This window comes from Actinacidiphila glaucinigra (assembly GCF_035918135.1).
Taxonomy (GTDB): domain Bacteria; phylum Actinomycetota; class Actinomycetes; order Streptomycetales; family Streptomycetaceae; genus Actinacidiphila; species Actinacidiphila glaucinigra.
This window is the reverse complement of the sequence record NZ_CP109144.1, coordinates 513,947-531,424: the sequence shown is the minus strand read 5'-3', so window position 1 is coordinate 531,424 and position 17,478 is coordinate 513,947. Positions and strand designations below refer to the sequence as shown.

Annotated in this window: 15 protein-coding genes and 1 pseudogene; 8 read left to right on the top strand and 8 right to left on the bottom strand. The window is 69.5% G+C overall.

The annotated features are described in order from the left end of the window. The first annotated feature begins 97 nt into the window (after positions 1-97). Genes OIE69_RS02350 through OIE69_RS02325 form a run of 6 tightly spaced genes read left to right on the top strand, consistent with a single transcriptional unit; the run spans position 98 to position 7,189 of the window. Positions 98-1,084 carry a carbohydrate ABC transporter permease gene (locus OIE69_RS02350; protein WP_326570250.1) on the top strand — a complete coding sequence of 329 codons (987 nt, stop codon included), beginning with the start codon at positions 98-100 and terminating at the stop codon, positions 1,082-1,084. Between the two features lie 23 nt (positions 1,085-1,107). Further along, on the top strand, positions 1,108-2,025 hold the full coding sequence (locus OIE69_RS02345; protein ID WP_326570249.1) for a carbohydrate ABC transporter permease: 918 nt from the start codon (positions 1,108-1,110) through the stop codon (positions 2,023-2,025). A 40-nt stretch (positions 2,026-2,065) separates the two neighbouring features. After that, entirely contained in the window at positions 2,066-2,245 is a 180-nt protein-coding gene (locus OIE69_RS02340) for a DUF6903 family protein (protein ID WP_326570248.1), read from the top strand. Further along, complete coding sequence (locus OIE69_RS02335; protein ID WP_326570247.1) at positions 2,242-3,666, top strand: alpha-L-fucosidase; 1,425 nt, start codon at positions 2,242-2,244, stop codon at positions 3,664-3,666. The genes OIE69_RS02340 and OIE69_RS02335 overlap by 4 nt, the downstream gene beginning before the upstream one ends. Then, on the top strand, positions 3,663-4,823 hold the full coding sequence (locus tag OIE69_RS02330) for a peptidylprolyl isomerase (protein WP_326570246.1): 1,161 nt from the start codon (positions 3,663-3,665) through the stop codon (positions 4,821-4,823). Before OIE69_RS02335 ends, OIE69_RS02330 begins: the two co-directional genes overlap by 4 nt. Next, positions 4,820-7,189, top strand: coding sequence for a discoidin domain-containing protein (locus tag OIE69_RS02325; protein WP_326570245.1), 2,370 nt, complete (start codon positions 4,820-4,822; stop codon positions 7,187-7,189). The genes OIE69_RS02330 and OIE69_RS02325 overlap by 4 nt, the downstream gene beginning before the upstream one ends. Positions 7,190-7,291: 102 nt before the next feature. Here the strand turns inward: OIE69_RS02325 and OIE69_RS02320 are convergent, their stop codons facing one another. From OIE69_RS02320 to OIE69_RS02310, 3 genes are all read right to left on the bottom strand, one after another. Continuing rightward, the gene (locus OIE69_RS02320; protein WP_326570244.1) at positions 7,292-8,047 is read right to left on the bottom strand and encodes an IclR family transcriptional regulator; all 756 of its coding nucleotides are present in this window, start codon (positions 8,045-8,047) and stop codon (positions 7,292-7,294) included. Positions 8,048-8,182: 135 nt separating this feature from the next. After that, positions 8,183-9,034 (bottom strand): alpha/beta fold hydrolase, encoded by an 852-nt coding sequence (locus OIE69_RS02315; protein ID WP_326570243.1) that lies wholly within the window; start codon positions 9,032-9,034, stop codon positions 8,183-8,185. A 162-nt stretch (positions 9,035-9,196) separates the two neighbouring features. Continuing rightward, positions 9,197-10,018 (bottom strand): alpha/beta hydrolase, encoded by an 822-nt coding sequence (locus tag OIE69_RS02310; RefSeq protein WP_326570242.1) that lies wholly within the window; start codon positions 10,016-10,018, stop codon positions 9,197-9,199. A 611-nt stretch (positions 10,019-10,629) separates the two neighbouring features. On the opposite strand from OIE69_RS02310, the gene OIE69_RS02305 reads away from it, so the two are divergent. After that, positions 10,630-11,457 (top strand): SDR family NAD(P)-dependent oxidoreductase, encoded by an 828-nt coding sequence (locus OIE69_RS02305; RefSeq protein WP_326570241.1) that lies wholly within the window; start codon positions 10,630-10,632, stop codon positions 11,455-11,457. 63 nt (positions 11,458-11,520) lie between these two features. Here OIE69_RS02305 and OIE69_RS02300 read toward each other — a convergent pair whose 3' ends face one another. After that, positions 11,521-14,262 (bottom strand): helix-turn-helix transcriptional regulator, encoded by a 2,742-nt coding sequence (locus OIE69_RS02300; protein WP_326570240.1) that lies wholly within the window; start codon positions 14,260-14,262, stop codon positions 11,521-11,523. A gap of 720 nt (positions 14,263-14,982) precedes the next feature. On the opposite strand from OIE69_RS02300, the gene OIE69_RS02295 reads away from it, so the two are divergent. Next, complete coding sequence (locus OIE69_RS02295) at positions 14,983-15,573, top strand: TetR/AcrR family transcriptional regulator (RefSeq protein WP_326570239.1); 591 nt, start codon at positions 14,983-14,985, stop codon at positions 15,571-15,573. A gap of 352 nt (positions 15,574-15,925) precedes the next feature. Here OIE69_RS02295 and OIE69_RS02290 read toward each other — a convergent pair whose 3' ends face one another. The 4 genes and pseudogenes from OIE69_RS02290 to OIE69_RS02285 form a co-directional block, all read right to left on the bottom strand. After that, a complete protein-coding gene (locus tag OIE69_RS02290; RefSeq protein ID WP_326570238.1) occupies positions 15,926-16,129 on the bottom strand; it encodes a hypothetical protein in 204 nt (67 codons plus the stop codon). Positions 16,130-16,274: 145 nt separating this feature from the next. Further along, a pseudogene (locus tag OIE69_RS44700) lies at positions 16,275-16,637 on the bottom strand (Ku protein); the annotation flags it as partial. Positions 16,638-16,743: 106 nt separating this feature from the next. After that, positions 16,744-16,950 (bottom strand): Ku protein, encoded by a 207-nt coding sequence (locus tag OIE69_RS44695; RefSeq protein WP_392567445.1) that lies wholly within the window; start codon positions 16,948-16,950, stop codon positions 16,744-16,746. A gap of 61 nt (positions 16,951-17,011) precedes the next feature. Further along, positions 17,012-17,380: a profilin gene (locus OIE69_RS02285; protein WP_326570237.1), complete on the bottom strand. Its 369-nt coding sequence runs from the start codon at positions 17,378-17,380 to the stop codon at positions 17,012-17,014. Positions 17,381-17,478: the final 98 nt, after the last annotated feature.

Genomic DNA, 17,478 nt, shown 5'->3' with positions numbered 1-17,478 from the left:
GGCGGCGTGGTCCGGCCGGGCCGCCGCCGGAGCCTTCCCCATCCGGTGAACCTCCGGGTTTGCCAGCACCACTTCGTACGACCGGAGGACCGGCACGGTGACGACCCTCTCCACCCCACCCCAAGAACCGGCGGCACGCCCCGTGAGGAAGACCGGGACGACCTTCCGCCGCACCCGGCCGGGTGCCCCCGCCCGGCCCCGAAAGCGGGGCGACACCCGCTTCGTGCTGGCCTGCCTGCTTCCCGCGCTGGTCCTGTTCGCGGTCTTCATGGTCTACCCGACCGTGAACGTGTTCCGGATGTCGCTCTACACCTGGAGCGGCTTCTCCCCGGACATGAAGTTCGTGGGGCTGGACAACTTCCGCCATCTGCTGGACGACCGGCAGTTCGTACGGGCCTTCCAGAACACCGTCACCCTGCTGGTCGTGGTGACCCTGGTGACCATGGGCATGGCCCTGTTCCTCGCCGCGATCATGACCCGGCAGAAGCTGCGTGGCAGCAACCTCCTCCGGTTCATCCTCTACATCCCCAACATCCTCTCCGTGGTCGTGATCGCGGCTATCTTCTCCGCCGTCTACGACCAGAACAACGGCCTGCTGAACGGCACCCTGCGGGCGGTGTCCCTGGACACCTGGCAGCAGGTCTGGCTGGGCGACCAGAAGCTGGTGCTCTACTCGGTCGGGATGGCCATGGTCTGGCAGTCGCTGGGCTACTACATGGTCCTCTACATGTCGTCCATGGCGAGCATCCCCGAGGAGCTGTACGAGGCGAGCTCCATCGACGGGGCCTCCGCCGTACGGCAGTTCTTCTCCCTCACCCTGCCGCTGATCTGGCAGAACCTGCGGACCTCGTTGACCTTCTTCGTGATGAGCGCGGTCAACCTCAGCTTCGTGCTGGTCCGCGCGATGACCGGCGGCGGCCCGGACGGCTCCTCCGAGGTGCTGCTCAGCTACATGTACAAGCAGGCGTACACCAACTCGTCCTACGGCTACGGCATGGCCATCGGTGTCGTCATCTTCGCGTTCTCGTTCCTCGTGTCGCTGCTGGTGAGCCGCGCGACGCGGCGCGAGCCCCTCCAGTTCTGAGGACGGAACCCCACACCATGACCATGATCGACTCATCCAGCGCCGGCGCGCCCTCCGACGGCTCCGCCCGTCCCGGCGCGGGCCGCGCCCGCACCGGCCGCGCGCTCACCTACACCCTGGTCATCGCCCTCGCGCTGGCGATCGCCGTACCGGTCGCCTGGGTGCTGACGGCCTCGCTGAAGGCGAAGAGCGAGTTCTTCGGCAGCCCCTGGACCCTCCCGGAGGGCCTGCGCCGGCAGAACTACGTCGACGCGTTCACCGACGCCCACCTCGGCACGTACTTCCTGACCTCGGTCTTCGTCACCGTGCTCGGCCTGGTCCTCGTGCTCGCGGTGTCGGTGCCGGCCGCCTACGTCATCGCCCGCTACGACTTCCCCGGCAAGGGCGCCGTCGAGACAGCCCTGCTCGCCGGCCTGTTCGTGAACGTCAACTACATCGTCGTGCCGATCTTCCTGATGCTGGTCGACTGGGACAAGGCGCTGGTCGACGTCTTCCCGGACGGCTTCTTCCTCGACAACCCCACCGTGCTGTCGCTGGTGTACGCGGCCACCTCGATCCCGTTCACCATCTACCTGCTGACCGCGTACTTCCGGTCCATCCCGGTGGAGTACGAGGAGGCGGCGGGTCTGGACGGGGCGTCCCGCTTCCGGACCATGACCACGATCATGCTGCCGATGGCCCGTCCGGCGGTGACCACCGTGATCCTCTTCAACTTCCTCGCCTACTGGAACGACTTCATCATCTCGCTGACCCTGCTGCCGGGCGAGGGCAAGACCGTCCAGGTCGGCCTGCTCAACCTGTTCACCGCACAGAAGGCGGCCGCCGACTACGGCCGTCTGTACGCCGGCATGGTCATCGTCATCGTGCCCGTGTTGCTCGTCTACGCGCTCATCCAGAAGCGGCTCATCGAGGGGATGGCGTCCGGCGGAGTCAAGGGCTGACGTCCCCACATGGACCCGAGTCGAAAGGAAACAAACGGAGATGAAGGACTCGACGCGTGCCGGCCTGCTCGTCGTCGTGCGCACCCTGATCGCGGCTGCCCTGGTGGCGCTCGTGGTAGTGGAGCGGACGTCGGTCGGCTGGGGCCACCTCGCGGTGATGCTCGTCGCGCTGGGCGGACTGCTCGCCCTGCTCGCCTCGTACAACCGGACGTTCCGGTGACCGCCGCGGCGTCCGCGCGGACGCTGGCCGCCGTCCGGCCGAGCGAGCGGCAGCTCACCTGGCAGGAGATGGAGTTCTACGGCTTCATCCACTTCGGCATGAACACCATGACCGGCCGCGAATGGGGCGAGGGACACGACGACCCGGCCCTGTTCGACCCGTCCGAGCTGGACGCCGACCAGTGGGTGCGGGCGCTGAAGGCGGCCGGGATGACCGGTGTCATCCTCACCTGCAAGCACCACGACGGCTTCTGCATGTGGCCCAGCGACGCCACCGCATACTCGGTGGCGGCGTCCCCCTGGAAGGACGGCAAGGGCGACGTGGTCGCCGAGGTGGCCGACGCCGCCCGCCGGCACGGCCTGGAGTTCGGCGTCTACCTCTCTCCCTGGGACCGCACCGAGGCCTCCTACGGCTCCGGCACGGGCTACGACGACTTCTACGTCGCCCAGCTCACCGAACTCCTCACCCGCTACGGCCCGGTGTTCTCGGTGTGGCTCGACGGCGCCAACGGCGAGGGCCCCAACGGCAAGCGCCAGAGCTACGACTGGGAGCGGTACTACGCGGTGGTCCGCGAGCTCCAGCCGGACGCGGTCATCAACGTCTGCGGCCCCGACGTCCGCTGGTGCGGCAACGAGGCCGGCGAGACCCGCCCCGACGAGTGGAGCGTCGTACCGCGCGCCCTCCAGGACGCCGAGCGGACCGCGTCCCGCTCGCAGCAGGCCGACGACGGCACCTTCGCCCGGCAGGTGCGCAGCGACGACCAGGACCTCGGCAGCCGGGCGGCGCTCGCCGGGCACGAGGACGACCTGGTCTGGTTCCCGGCCGAGGTCAACACCTCGATCCGGCCCGGCTGGTTCCACCACGAGGCCGAGGACTCCCAGGTCCGTTCGGTGGACGAGCTGTTCACGCTCTACCTCCGCTCGGTCGGCGGCAACTCCTGCTTCCTGCTCAACGTGCCCCCGGCCGCCGACGGCCGGCTCCACCAGGCGGACGTGGACGCCCTGGAGGGACTGGGCCGGCGGATTACGGACTTCCGCGCCCGCCGGATCGACGCCACCGCCACGGTCAGCTCCGGCACCCCGGGCGACATCGCCACCGTCTGGCCCGGCCGGACCAAGTCCTCCTGGCGCGCCGGCGAGGACGACGCACGCCCCTCCGTGACGCTCGCCTTCGGCGGCCCCCGCACGGTCGAGGCGGTCGTCGTCGGCGAGGACATCACCCAGGGCCAGCGCGTCGAACACGTCGTTGTCCGGGGAGCCCTGGACGGCGTCTGGACGACGCTCGCCGAGACCGGCGCCGTCGGCTACCAGCGCGTACTCACCTTCCCGCCCACCGAGGTGGACACCATCGCCTTCCAGATCACCGCGACCCGGGACACCCCGGTGCTCGCCCGGGTGGCGGCGATCGGGGCGTCTTCGTGAGCGCGGGCGGCCGCCGGCCGGGCGGTTCGCGCAAGCCCGGCGCGCGCAAGGCCTCCGCCGCCCGGCGGTCGGTCGCGCCCCCGCCCACGGCGGCGGGCCGCGGACGGCTGTCGCGGCGGGTGGCCGCCGTGTCCGGCGCCGCCTGCCTGGCGGTCGCCGCGCTGGTCGCCGGCACGGTCACCGCGTTCGGCGGGCAGGACCACGGCGACGAGGTCGCCTCCCTGGACGGCCACCCCGTCACCCGGGAGGAGCTCCTCTTCCACATGGACCGCCTCGCGCCGACCGTGCAGAACGAGCTGCGCAACACGTACCCCGGCCTGAATACATCGTTCTCCTGGAACACCAAGGCCGGGAACCGCACCGCGCTGCAGCGTCTTCAGACGCGGGCGCTCGCCGAGATCCGCGAGGACAAGACCACGTTGCTGCTCGCGCAGCAGCAGGGCCTCGTCGGCTCCGTCGACTTCGCGGACCTGGAAGCCGAGCGCACCGCCGAGAACACGTCCCGAGCCGAGGCCGTCGCCGCCGGCCGGACCGTGTACGGCGTCACGGACTACTCACCGGACGAGTACTACGGCCATCGGCTGACCGAGCTCGCCACCGACCTCAAGGACAGGCTGAGCAAGAGCTCGGGCGACCCGCTGCACGTCACCGACGCCGAGGTCCGGAAGGCGTACGACGACGACCCGGACTCCTGGAACGCCAACGCCACCACCTACACGTACACGCGGCTCGTGGTGCAGGTGCCGGGGAAGGCGGGCGCGGACTTCGACGCGAAGATCGCGCGGCGGGTAAAGGCCGCAGGCGACCTCTCGGACGTGAACGGGGTGGCGGACGCCGAGGTCACCACCGACACCTACGGCGGTGACGGCACCACCAGCGTGAACACCCACGACCAGGACCTGATGTCCGTGCTCGGCGACCTGAAGCCGGGCGAGATCTCCGAGCCCGAGAAGGGCGGCGGACAGATCACCTACTACCAGCTCGACAGCAAGAAGACCAACGACGACAAGGCGTTCAGCGACTACAGGTCGCGGATCCGCCAGTCGCTGGTCGAGAAGAAGTACGACGGATACCTCCAGCGCCGGGCCAACGACGCCTCGATGCGAGTCGACCACTCGGCGATGGCCGCCATCAACGCGAAGGATGTGGACCAATGAGCCCTGCCGACGTCGACCCACCCGAGGACAGGAAGGCGCGGCGCCCGAGAATCACCGGGCGGACCCTCCGCGCGGGCCTCACCTCCTTGCTCGCGGCCCTGCTCGTGGGCTCGCTCGCGCCGTCCGCGTACGCCGCCGCGGAGCCGGCCGCCGCGGCGAAGTCCGCGACGAAGGCCGCGGCCACCGCGAAGTCCTGGCCGGGCAACACCCCCAACAAGACGGGCGGCACCGACTACTACATCGACGCCACGCACGGTCACGACACCGCGTCCGGCACCTCGGCGCAGCACGCCTGGAAGAGCCTGGCCAAGGCGAACGCGACCACCTTCAAGCCGGGCGACCGCGTCCTGCTGAAGGCCGGCGAGCAGTGGCAGGACGAGCAGCTGTGGCCGAAGGGCTCCGGCAGCGCGGGCAAGCCGATCACCATATCGGCCTACGGTGACAAGAGCGACGGCCGCCCGTACATCGCGACCAACGGCAACGTCCCCAGCCCCTTCAACGCTGACGGCACCAAGAACCCCGACACCGTGGGTCTCACCGGTGCCATCGTGCTGCGCAACCAGCAGTACTGGGACATCAACAACGTCGAGCTGTCCAACGACGACGACTTCTCGACCGACATCACCACGGGCACGTACGTCCGCGACGGAATCATGGTGTCGATCAACGCCGACCTGCTGAAGGCCGGCGAGGACGACATCATGGACCACTTCCGGATCTCGGACATCTTCGTCCACGACCTCGACGGTCCGAGTCGCTGGCAGAAGATCCACTACGGTGCGGTGGACTTCCAGGTCTTCGGCAACAAGAGCTACAAGGACTACGCGACCGGCGGCCATTACTTCAAGGACGTCCGGATCGAGAACAACACGTTCGTCAAGGTGGAGCTGCACGCGGTGCAGTTCGGGTTCAACTGGTTCAACGCGGACGGCACCGCCGCGGGTCAGTACGACGACAGCGGGAAGTTCCACGAGGGCTGGGAGCAGCTGTGGGTGCGTACCCGCGACCTGTACAGCCGTGACGTCTACATCGGCCACAACTACGCCGAGAGCATCGGCCAGGGTGCCGTCCAGCTCGCCGACACCGAGCGGATGACGGTCGAGTACAACGAGGTCAACGGCTTCCTGGAGCGCTACGACGCGGTTTCCTGCGGCCTGTACCTGTGGGCGGGCGCCGACTCGACCATGCAGTACAACGAGGTGTACGGCGGCCCGGACAACGAGTACGACGGCACGCCCTGGGACATGGAGTACACCAACTTCAACGTCACGTACCAGTACAACTACTCGCACGACAACGCGGCGGGCTGGATGGCCTACATGGGCAACAGCTCGAACTCGGTGGCGCGTTACAACCTGAGCGTCAACGACAACGGCGTCCTGGTGAAGAACATGCTGTCGTCGAACTACGAGCCCTCGTACTTCGTCAACAACACCTTCGTGTACGACGGTTCCAAGCTCGACTACGTCCACGACGAGACGTTCCTGAGCCGCGTCTACTTCCTCAACAACATCTTCCACAACACCTCGATGACCGACGAGACGACCTGGTACCGCCGCACCGGCGCGCTGCGCCAGGCCGTGTTCTCGCACAACGACTACTACGAGGCGAGCGGAAGGCACTCCACCCAGGAGCCGGCCGACCCCGACGGCCTGCGTGTGGACCCGCAGTTCAAGGGCAGCGTGGACACCTACGTCACCGATGCCGGCGTCGCGAAGATCCGTACCGCGGCGGCGCACTTCTCGCTGAGCAAGAACTCCCCGCTGATCGACGCGGGCCGCTACAACACGCACCTGGGCGCCGCCGACTTCCTCGGCACCAAGCTCTACTACGGTGACGCGCCCGACATCGGCATCGCCGAGTCCCGCAAGGGCAAGCGGGTCGCCCACCCGGTCGACGCCGACCCGATCGAGGAGGAGGCCGACAACCGCGTCGACCTCGCCCTCGGCAAGACGGTCACCGCCAGCTCCACCCACCCGGGGGCGAACGGCACCCTCGGCGCGGAGAAGCTGACCGACGGCGACCTCAGCACCCGCTGGGCCGCCGCCGACGCCGCCGCCTATCCGATCACCCTCGACGTCGACCTCGGCGCGGCGACCACCTTCGACCAGGTCTACCTGGACGAGTACACCGACTCGGGCACCAACCCCCGGGTCCAGTCCTTCGACCTGCAGCGCTGGGACGACACCACCGGCACCTGGGTCACCTTCGCGAGCCGCGACACCGGCATCGGTCACGACCTGACCGTCACCGGCTTCGGCCCGATCACCACCTCCAAGCTGCGAGTGGCCCTCACCGGCCAGATCGCCACGGAGCAGTACACGCCGACGCTGACCGAGATCTCGGTCTACCACTCGGCGTCCTGACCCCCCGTCCGGTCCCGCGGGCATTTTCCGCGGGACCGGCGCCGGGCGCGGGCCTTGGCCGACGAAGGTGCTCCGTAGGCCGTCGACCGTCCCGAGACGCGTTCACTCGCGCAACGCGCGGGAGACCTTTCGGGCCGCCGCGCGGACGACGGGAGCGAGCGTCTGGGGGGATTGACTGCCCGCCCTGAAGGCGATGGAAATGGCCGCCACGACCGAGCCGCCCGCACCGATGATCGGCGCTCCGATGCAGTGGACGTCCGGCCCCACCATTCTGTCACTGCTGGCGTACCCCTCCCTGCGGACGTCAGCCAGCAGGGAGCGGAGCCGGACGGGCGAGGTGATCGTGTTACTGGTGTAGCGACGCGGTGGGGTGCTCAGGTACTCCTCTCGGACGTCGTCAGGCGCGTGGGCGAGCAGGACGAGTCCCGCTCCCGTGGCGAATGCGCCGAAGCGGCCCCCCACCCGGCTGTCGGCCTGCGGGGCGCCCGGCGCGCTCAGACGCTCGAGGAAGACGACGTCCAGGCGGTCTCGCACGGAGAGGTGGATGTGCTGCTCCTTCGTCGCGTCGTACAGGTCCTGCAGCATCGGCAGGGCCGCATCGCGCAGCGGGAAGCCGCGGGGCGCGAGGGTGGCCACCTCCCACAGCCGCAGGCCCACCCGGTAGCGCCGGTCGGGTCCACGCTCCAGGGCTCCCCATGCGACGAGTTCGGCAGCACGGCGATGAACCGTGGGCAACGACAGGCCCGTTCGCCTGGACAACTCGGTGAGGGTGAGTGCGGGGTTTTCGTGGGAGAAGGCTCCGAGCAGCGCCAGGACCTTGTCGGTCACCGACATGCCGCGCTCATCGGGCATGTCCATGCCCCTTCCTTCGTGTGCGGGACGGACTGCGCGCCGTTCGCCGGGCGCGCCGGCCGCGGCCACTCCCCGCACGACGACCTGGGCCGTCGTGCGGGGTCCGTCGGGCCGCCGGGCGATGCCGGGGCCCGCTTGCTGTCAGTGGACGGTCCCGGCGGCCTTCTTGATGAGGTCGGTGACGATGCCGGGGTTGGTGACCTGTGCGGCGTGGGGGGTGTTGGCCTCGACGGTGTGGGAGTGGGCGCGGTCGGCCATGAAGCGTTCGGTGGCGGGCGGGATCACGTGGTCGTCCTTGGAGACGAGGAACCAGGACGGGACGGTCTTCCAGGCGGGGTCGCCAGAGGCTTCGCCGAGTGTCTCGGGAGCGGCGGGGCTCTGGGTGGCGGCGAGTTCGGCGGCGGTCTTGCTGCTGACGCGGTTGCTGAGGAAGAGGTTGCGGTACTGGTCGGCCTTGGCGTAGAGGTCGATTCCGGTGGTGCCGTCGGGCTTGGCGAAGGGGACGGGGGTGAGGGCGGTGGGGATTTGGGCGTCGGGGTCGTTGGTGATCTGGGTGCCGGGGAACTTCGCGGTCAGGGTCTTGACGTCCTCGCCCTTGTCCGGTGCGAAGGCGGAGATGTAGACGAGCGCCTTGACGTTCTTGTTTCCGGTGGCGGCGTTGGTGATGACCGAGCCGCCGTAGGACTGGCCGACCAGGACGACGGGGCCCTGGACGGTCTTGAGGTACGAGGCCAGGTAGGAGGAGTCGGCGGACAGGCCGCGCAGACCGGTGGGCGGCGCGACGACCGGGTAGCCGTCGGCCTGCAGGCGCTCGATGACGCCTCTCCAGCTGGCGGCGTCGGACCAGGCGCCGTTGACCAGGACGACGGTCGGCTTGGAGGCGGCCGGGTTGTGGTGGAAGGGCGCGGCCGACGCGAATGTGGTGACGCCCGCGGCCAGGGCGACCCCGGTCGCACCGAGAACGGCTATACGGAAAGCACGACGGCGAAGCATGATCTTCTCCTGATGTGATGGGGTTGTTGCGGCGGGCACCCAGGCCCGCGCGGGTGGTGCCGGGCCGTCGGTGACGGACGGCGCGTTCATGAGGTCAGAAAGGTCGGCAGATCAGGGCCGGCGGTCAGTGGGTCCCGCGGTCGGTGCTCCCGCGGTCCGCGGTCACACGTGGGCGGGGAGGTGTTCCTCGGCCCAGTTCAGTGCGTAGTCCGCGACTTCCCGCCAGCCGTCCTGGCCGATGATGAAGTGCGAGCGCCCGGGGAACTCCTGGTAGTCCGTGACGGCGGACGACTTCCGGTACAGGCGCCAGTTGGCCTTGTTGACCTTGGGCGGGACGATGTGGTCGGCCTCTCCCGCGATGAACAGCAGCGGGGCCCTGCGGCTGTTACGGAAGTCGACCCGGGTGGCGGCCCGGGGGTTGAAGTTGGCGAACGCCCCCTGGAAGAGGACCCGGGCCGAGCCCGGCACGGCATAGCGCTCGTAGTGGGCGTCGGACTGGCTCTCGCTGAGCGTGTTGGTGATGGCGTAGTGGAACTGCCGCGCCGTCAGGGAGACCGCCTTGTTCTTGTTGGCCGGGTTTCCCAGCACCGGCCACGCCGACCTGAGCGTCGACAGCGGCAGCGGAAGCACGCCCTTGACGGCCGCCGAGTCGATGGCGACCCCGGCACTGCCCAGGCCCCGATCGAGCAGGATCTGCACGATGGTGCCGCCGAACGAGTGGCCCACGAGGATGGGCGGATGAGGCAGGGCGCGGATGATCCGCTCGTAGTGGTCGACCACCTCGAGCAAGCCGACCCCCGCGATGCCCGAGGGGTCACGCCGCAGCTCCTCCACCTCACGATCCAGACCCGGCCAGGCGGGAGCCATGACTCTGTACCCCCGCGCCTCGTAGTACTGCTTCCACCCCTCCCAGCTGCGCGGGTTCACCCACAGGCCGTGGATGAGCACGATCGTGCCTGCCTCATGGGCATGGGGCTCACTCATGCGGACCTCCGAAACGAATAGAACGTTCTGTTCACTTAAGCTAATCCCGCCGATGCCCGCAGGCAAGCGGTGCCGCGAAGGGCGCGGGGCGCACCGTCAGGACATGTCCGGCGCGTACGAGCACCTCGGGCGCATGCCGAGCCCGCGTCGACCTGCATCGAGCACGAATCCGGACCGCGCCAAGCCGGCAGCGCGCGCCGGCCTCCCTCAGCGCTCCCCAGACTGTCGCCGGAGGCACCGGACCCACATCCGTCGAACGTCTGCTGGAAAACCGGTCACCGAGCTGTGCCGGGCAGTCGTTTCGACAGCGCACCAGGTGTCCGCCTGGTTGCCGGCCAACAGCGCGGGCGCCACGGACCGCGCAAGGCCCGGATTCCTCGGGCGAAATGTCCAGGAGCCGCGTCCCGGAGCCCGGATTCCGCCCACGCGCGGACCGGGACCAGCCATGAACCCCAGTCGTCGGCACTGCCGGATGACTTATGCGGGCCGGTCCCACCGGCACCGATACTGAGCAGGTTCCCGTGCGGTCACGCGCCGGTGCCGGATCTGTCGTGGCCCATCGTCGGCCGGGACTACCGCCGCCTCACCGCTCCCACCATGCGCCGAGGAGCATGATGTCGAAGATCATCCTTGTCACCGGGGCGTCCAGCGGCCTCGGGGCGGCGACTGCCCACGCCTTGGCCGAGGCCGGTCACATCACCTACGCCGGAATGGGCGCGGCCTCAGGCCGTCCGCCGATCGCCTCCGAACCGGACTGGGCCGCAGGCCATCTGGGCGCTCGGCCGCGTCCGATCGCCTTCGACGTCGCCGATCAGCGCGCGGTCAGCGCCGCGGTCACCGACATCACGGCGGAAGCCGGACGGATCGACTGCGTGGTCCACACCATGGGATCTGTGCCCCGGGGCCCCATCGAGTCCTTCACCCCCTACCAGTTGGCGCAGATCTACGACGCGAACGTGCTGTCCACCCAGCGGGTGAACCGCGCTGTCCTTCCGCAGATGCGCGAGCGCCAGGACGGCCTGCTGGTCTGGGTGGCGTCCGGCGGCGGCCCCGCGGACGAGGCCCCCTACCTCGCCCTGCACTCCGAAGGCGTCGCGGTGATCGGCCATCTCGCGGCAAGCTACGCGAGGGAGCTGGCCGGCTTCGGGGTGGAGGCCACAGTCGTCGTGGCCGGCCTGACCGTGCCCGAGACCGGCCGGCGGCTGCGGCTTGTCCTTCCGGACGACCTCGGTACGGCGCAGGCGTACGAGGGCCGGTATCCCGGCCTGGTCGATCGAGTCGACGCGCACCTGGCGGATCAGGCCGCCACGGCGGCGCGTCTCGCCCGCGCGGCGCAGGCCGTCGCGGCCGTGGTGGACAGCCCGAAGGGCACTCGCCCGCCGCGGGTCACCGCCGGTGCGCCCGGTGACCGGCTGCCGGGTACAGGCGACGTCGGTTAGGAAGAGACGGAAGGACGCGGTCAGGGCGTGGAAGCGGAAAGGTACCCGGCGTGGGCGCGGGTCTCACTCCTCCAAGGCCCCGAGCGCGTCGCGGAGCGCTGCCCGGGAGGTGATGCCGAGCTTGGGAAAGATCTGGTAAAGGTGCGCTCCGACCGTCCGGTGCGAGAGATAGAGCCGTTCGGCGATCTGCTTGTTGCTCAGCCCCGATGCCGCCAGGTCCGCGATCTCCCGCTCCTGTGGCGTGAGCACCTTCCCGCCCGCTTCGGGTCTCGGCGCAACCCATCCGGCGGCCCGCAGCTGCTTGGCCGCACGATCCATCCAGGGACCGGCGCGAAGCTCGGCGAAGGCGTCGTAGGCCAGCGTCAACTGCCCTCTGGCCTCCGCGTTCGCCCTGGCTCGTCGGAGCCGCTCGCCGTGGGCCAGCCGCACCCGGGCCACATCGAACGGCCATTGCTCGACTTCCGGCAGGGCCAGTGCCTCGCCGAACAGACGCACTGACTCCTCGTCGTCCGTGGCGCACAGAGCGGCCGAAGCGCCGGCGAGGAGCGCGAGCCGCGGGGAGAGCACGGCGATGTCGTTGTCCCGGATGGCGCGCACATGAGCAGCCGCTTCCGCTGGGCGGTCGGTGCGGACCGCGGCTTCGACGAGATCCATCATCACCCACAGGGCGTGCGGCACGTGGGAGGCGAAGGTGCCCGCGGGGCTGATCGCCGTCGCGTGCCGATAGGCGCTGGTGAAGTCGCCGCGTCCGAGATCGGCCACGGTGCGTATGTGCCGGGCGTAGTGCAGTGCCGTCCCGACACCCCGCGGTGCGGCCCACTGGGTGATGTGCCCGGTGAGGAGGTCCACCGCTGCGTCCTCCCCGCGGGGGGCCGCGACGACGGCCCGGCAGTACCAGAAGTACCAGGTGAAGAACCGGTATCCGGAGTCCTCGCAGAGCTGGACTCCTTCCTCGGCCAGTTCGACGCACTCGTCCCACCTGCCGGTCAGATAGTCGTTCAGGCACAGGTGCATCAGGGCGCCGAGGTGCCGGCGCACCGGGCCGCCGTCCCGTCCCTGGCGGACGACCTTCCACGAGGGCTCGCGGAGGGCCGACAGCCGATCGAGGTAGAGCGCCGCGGTGCCGATCCTGACGATGCGGCCGGGGTCGGTCTCTTCGGGAAGTTCGCCGAGGATGCGCTCCATCTCGTCCAACGCGGCCGCTCCCGAACGCGCCGGGTCGGAGAAGGTCTTGCCGGCCACGGACAGCAGTGCGGGCGGCTCCGGGCGCAACCGGGAGAGCGCGGTGTAGAAGGGGTCCCACAACTCCGCTCGGCCGCTGAAGAAACACAGGAGCAGCAGCAGGTGCACGGCGTCGACGACCGCGTTGTCCTTGGCGTCGTACTGGTAGGCGCCGGACTCGATGGCGCCCACCAGCAGGCGGTGAGCCGTGTCGATGTCCCCGTCGCCGTTGATGACCAGATGGACGGCTGCAGCTGCGGAGTGCAGGGACCCGGCCAGGTCCGGGTCGGCGCGTCGGGCGTCTTCGAGCAGCTCCGAGACGCCGCGCAGCTCCCCGGTCGCGTCGGCGCCGATGTAGGCGGCCTCGGCCAGGCGGCGAGCCCGGTCCGACCCATGGGGACTCAAGTCGGCCGCCCGTATCAGGGCCGCAACCGCCCCCAGGGCGTCGCCGCGCGCCATGATGCGGTGGGCGGCCTGCTCCAGCAGGGCGGCGACCTGCTCGTCCGGCTCGACGGACGCTTCTCCGAGATGCCAGGCCCGGCGCTCGGGCTGATGCGCCAGAGCCTGGGCCAGGGCCCGGTGTGCCGCGCGGCGCTCGGCACTGGAGCAGGCGTCGACGACGGCCGAGCGGATCAGGGGGTGGCGGAAGACCAGCCGCCGGGTGCCCTCGTCGACGGTGACCAACTGGCCCTGCTCGGCCGGGGCGAGATCTTCGAGGCCGGCGCCGCAACCGGCCTGCCGCGCCGCCGCGTGCAGGACCCCGAGATCGCCGGTCCCGTCCATCGTGGCGAGCAGCAGCAGACGGCGGGTGGCAGCCGGGAGACCGGAGACCCGGGAGACGAACAGCGCCTGGAGCCGCTGGCTCAGCGGCAGGACCGCCGGAAGGTTCTCCAGCGCCATGCGCTGCTGCCCGCTCAGCACCGTGGGCAGTTCGAGCAGAGCCAACGGGTTCCCTTCGGCCGCGGACAGCAGCCGACGCCGCACTCGTTCGGCAAGGTTCGGGAATCGCGCATCGAGCAGCGCCCGCGACGACGTCTCGTCCAGCGGTGGCACCTCGTACTCGGGTAGTCCACCGCGATTGAAGAAGGTCTCGCTTCCTTGGCGCACCGCGCCGAGGAAGCCGATCCGGCTGCCGCCGAGCCTGCGGGCGACGAAGCCGAACACGGCGGCGCTGGCGCGGTCCACCCACTGCAGGTCGTCGATGACGAGCAACAGGGAGTCGGGCGCGGCCACCTGGCGAAGGAGCATGAGGGTCGCGCTGGACACGACGAGTCGGTTCGGCGACGCTCCGCTGCCGAAGCCCAGCGCGACACGCAGGGCCTCCTGATGGGTGCTGTCCAGATCACCGAACGTCTCGGACAGGGGGAAGAGGAGTTGGTTCAGGCCGGAGTAGCTCACGTCGGCTTCGAACTCGACGCCGGCCGCACGCAGGACCCGCGTCCCGGTCGCGGACGCCGCCTGCGCCACAGCGTTGAGCAGAACCGTCTTACCCACCCCGGCCTGCCCCGACAGCAGGAGCGCCCCGCCACGGTCGGTGGCGCCGAGGAAGCCGCGTATGCGATCCAGTTCCTTGGCACGCCCCACCAGAGCGCCAGCGGCTCCGTCATCAAAGGGGTCGCCGTAACCCACGCGTCCACACTCCCGTCAGCCGTCCGCGTCCGCCCGGGTTCCACTCGGTCGGATATTCCTTGAATTCATTGGCAAGAGGATGCTCATGCTACAGCGCGAACCTCCGGTATCCCCTTGCCGACCGCATTTGTACTCGCCCTTCGGCACGTCTGGAAAAGTCAGGAGAATATTCTTTCACTGAGTGAAAACCGGAACCCGATGAGTGCCTGCGGGGGGTAGTGTGCCGTCCGGGCACGGGCTCCTTCGGCGGAAACCCCTTCGCTGTGACGGTCCTCGCCCAGGTGGGCGGCCCGTCAGGCGCCTAGCCGACGGATGTCAGGGGCGGGCCATGCGAGGAATACCGGAACGCGCGCGACGCCGGGAGCGGAAAAGGCGCCACACCGACCCGTGAGCGTCGCGCACCCTTCCGGCGGCCAAAGGTCATTCGTCCCCCACGGCCATTTCCCACCCTCTTGTCGGGGAAAAGTCGGCACCGTCGGCCCGTGCATTGGCCTCACGTCCTTTGCGCGCCGGTCGGCGCATCCGCCGGCACCGTCCTGACGGGAATTCGGACGGCGCCCGAGGAGGATGTGGGCGGCCCTTCGGCGTCGTCGTGTTGTCCCAGTGGTGCTGTGACCTGGGTGCCTGCTTGTGCCTACCCCAGGTTGTGGAAGGAACGTTCTATATAATGTCTCCATGACCGAGACGAAGAGCGGGCCTGCCACGACCGGCCGCAGGTCGGCGGCGCGGGAGCGGCTGCTGACCACGGCGAGCAGGCTCTTCTACACCGAGGGGATTCGCGCTGTCGGCGTCGACCGGGTGATGGCCGAGGCCGACGTCGCACGCGGCACCTTCTACCGGCACTTCGAGGGCAAGGACGACCTGGTGCGCGGCTACCTGGACGCCACCGATCACGACATCCGCGCCCGGGTGGCCGTGGCGGGCGAGAAGACGGGTGGAGGTGCGGCGTTGCTCGATGTCGTCGCGCACGGTATCGGCGAGGAGATCTGCGGTCCGGGGTTTCGGGGTTGCCCCTTCATCAACGCGGCCGCGGAGTACCCGGATCGGGAGTGTCCGATCCACCAAGCGGTGCTGAGGCACCGCGAGTGGTTCCACCAGGTACTGGAGGACACCCTCGCGACCATGGGCGTCGCGAACCCCCGGCAGTCCGCCGACCTGGTGGTCGCCCTACGTGACGGAGCGATGGTCGCGGGCTACCTCGGCGACTCCCGGTCCGCGGCGCGCACCCTGGTCCAGGGTGTCAACCTGGTCGTCGCGTCGGGCTGACGGAAGGGCGGGCCGGCGTCGGGACGCTGTCGTCGGCGACGCCACCTCACACGTCAAGAGGCTCATGAGCTGATCGCCGTCGCCGACCCCGGGGAACTCGCTCGACCTTCCACCTGGATCCCGCGACCCGCACCAGTGTTGCCAGGGGCGCCGGTTGCGGTGAATAGCAGCGGTAGTGGGCGAGTGCCCAGGAGGTCGAGGGATCGGGCGTGCCACAACCGTGCCGGGTGAGGCGGTGCCGAGTAGGGAGCCACGGCGAACAGCGGTGACGGGATCGCGTTGCCGCAGGTCAGCGTCCGCCCAGGTGAGGCCCGGTCCGCCGCCTCGGTCTTCCGAACTGGTTGCTTGCTGATCAGGAGTAGAAGCCTTGGCCGAAATCCTCGGGCGGGAATGTGAAGTCGCCCGGACGCTGACGCCGCAGCTCCTCATGGCGGACTGCGACCACGTCAATGGCTTCATGAATCGTGCAGCCCGTTGCTTCGCGGATCGCCCTGATCGCAAACATGATCCGATGATCAAGGATGTCGCGGTCTACGCTCGCCGGCAGTCCGGTCATGGGTCCCCCAGAAGTCGCTGTAGAGCAACGGAGTACAGCAACCGGGCAGACCGCAGTCAACCGAGTAGGACGGACCCCTGCCAACTCTGCTGAACAGCGCAGCGACCCTCGGCGACCGTCGCGCCCATAGTTCGCATCGAGGAGGTCAACGGTTGCGGTGCGCCGGAAACACCTGGCATCGGTGGCCTCTGTCCGGCTCGTGAACGTGAGCGTGGGGCGTGCAGGCCGGCGATCTCCACGCCGGCGAGCTGACCATCAGCGACTTCGCGAGGTCCGGCTCCCGCTCCGTCACCGGCGCCGGCGAGGACAGGTCCCCGGGCTCGCGGATCTCCTTCGGCCACAGCAACGTGTGGAGCGCGAGCATCCCGTACCGCGGCCTCAGGACCGTCAGCCGCTCCCGGGTACGCAAGGTGACCTTTGCGACCGCCACCCGACCGTGCCGGGCAAGGGTCTCCACGAGCAGCGCATACGGTCGCTGCCCCTGCTCGCTCGCGGCCCCGACCGAGTACGGGGGAGTAGAGCACCGGGTCGACGTCGCTCTCGTCGACGAACCCCAGGGACCTCTACCGTGCGCTTCGCGGGGAGGGGGAGTGCGGCCGGCTCCTCATCGAGGATCACGACGGTGCGGCCGTCCGGACGCTCCCGACCCCCTGTGGGACCTCGACGTCCTCACTCTCACAGACCCTCCGGTGCTTGATCCTGGAGCCGTCACGCGCATGAACCTGATGGAACCCCGTGCCGTGCTCCTCGGTCGCCGAGTATCGGTGGACGGGCAGCCTGACCAGGCCGAAGCTGACGTAGCCGGTCCAGATCGCGTGCATACCGACAGCAAGCAACCCGGGGCGGTCGGACGCGCGGTGGGCTACTCCTTGCCGCTGACCGTCAACTGGCGTTCTCGGCGGCGTAGGTCTGGAGCTTGCGCAGGGCTTGAGGCGCGGCGCTCTCGTCGACGCGGGCGACGATGACGATTTTGCTGGTGGCGACCGCGATGATTGCCTTGTCGTCCTTCTTTCCGATGACGGTGTCGTCCTGTCGGGCCGTAAGCGCGTAATCCTCGCCCTGAACCGTCAAGCGCGGAGTGGCTTCGGGATCGCGAACCGTCTGCACGATCTCCTTGGTCTCCTGCGGCGAGGGGCGCCAATGCGCGGCGTCGCTGGTGCCGTACAGGCTCCCGCTGAGATCAGCGAGGAACACCGCATCTACGCCCGGAGTGCTTCGGACGATGCCTTCGCAGGACGGTTCCCAGCTCATGAACCGCTCCTTTCCGATGGGGAGCCGGCGGCGGCCGGACTCGGGTCCAAGACGGTGCGCATACCGCCAGCGTGCAACCCGGGGCGGTTCCCCGCGCG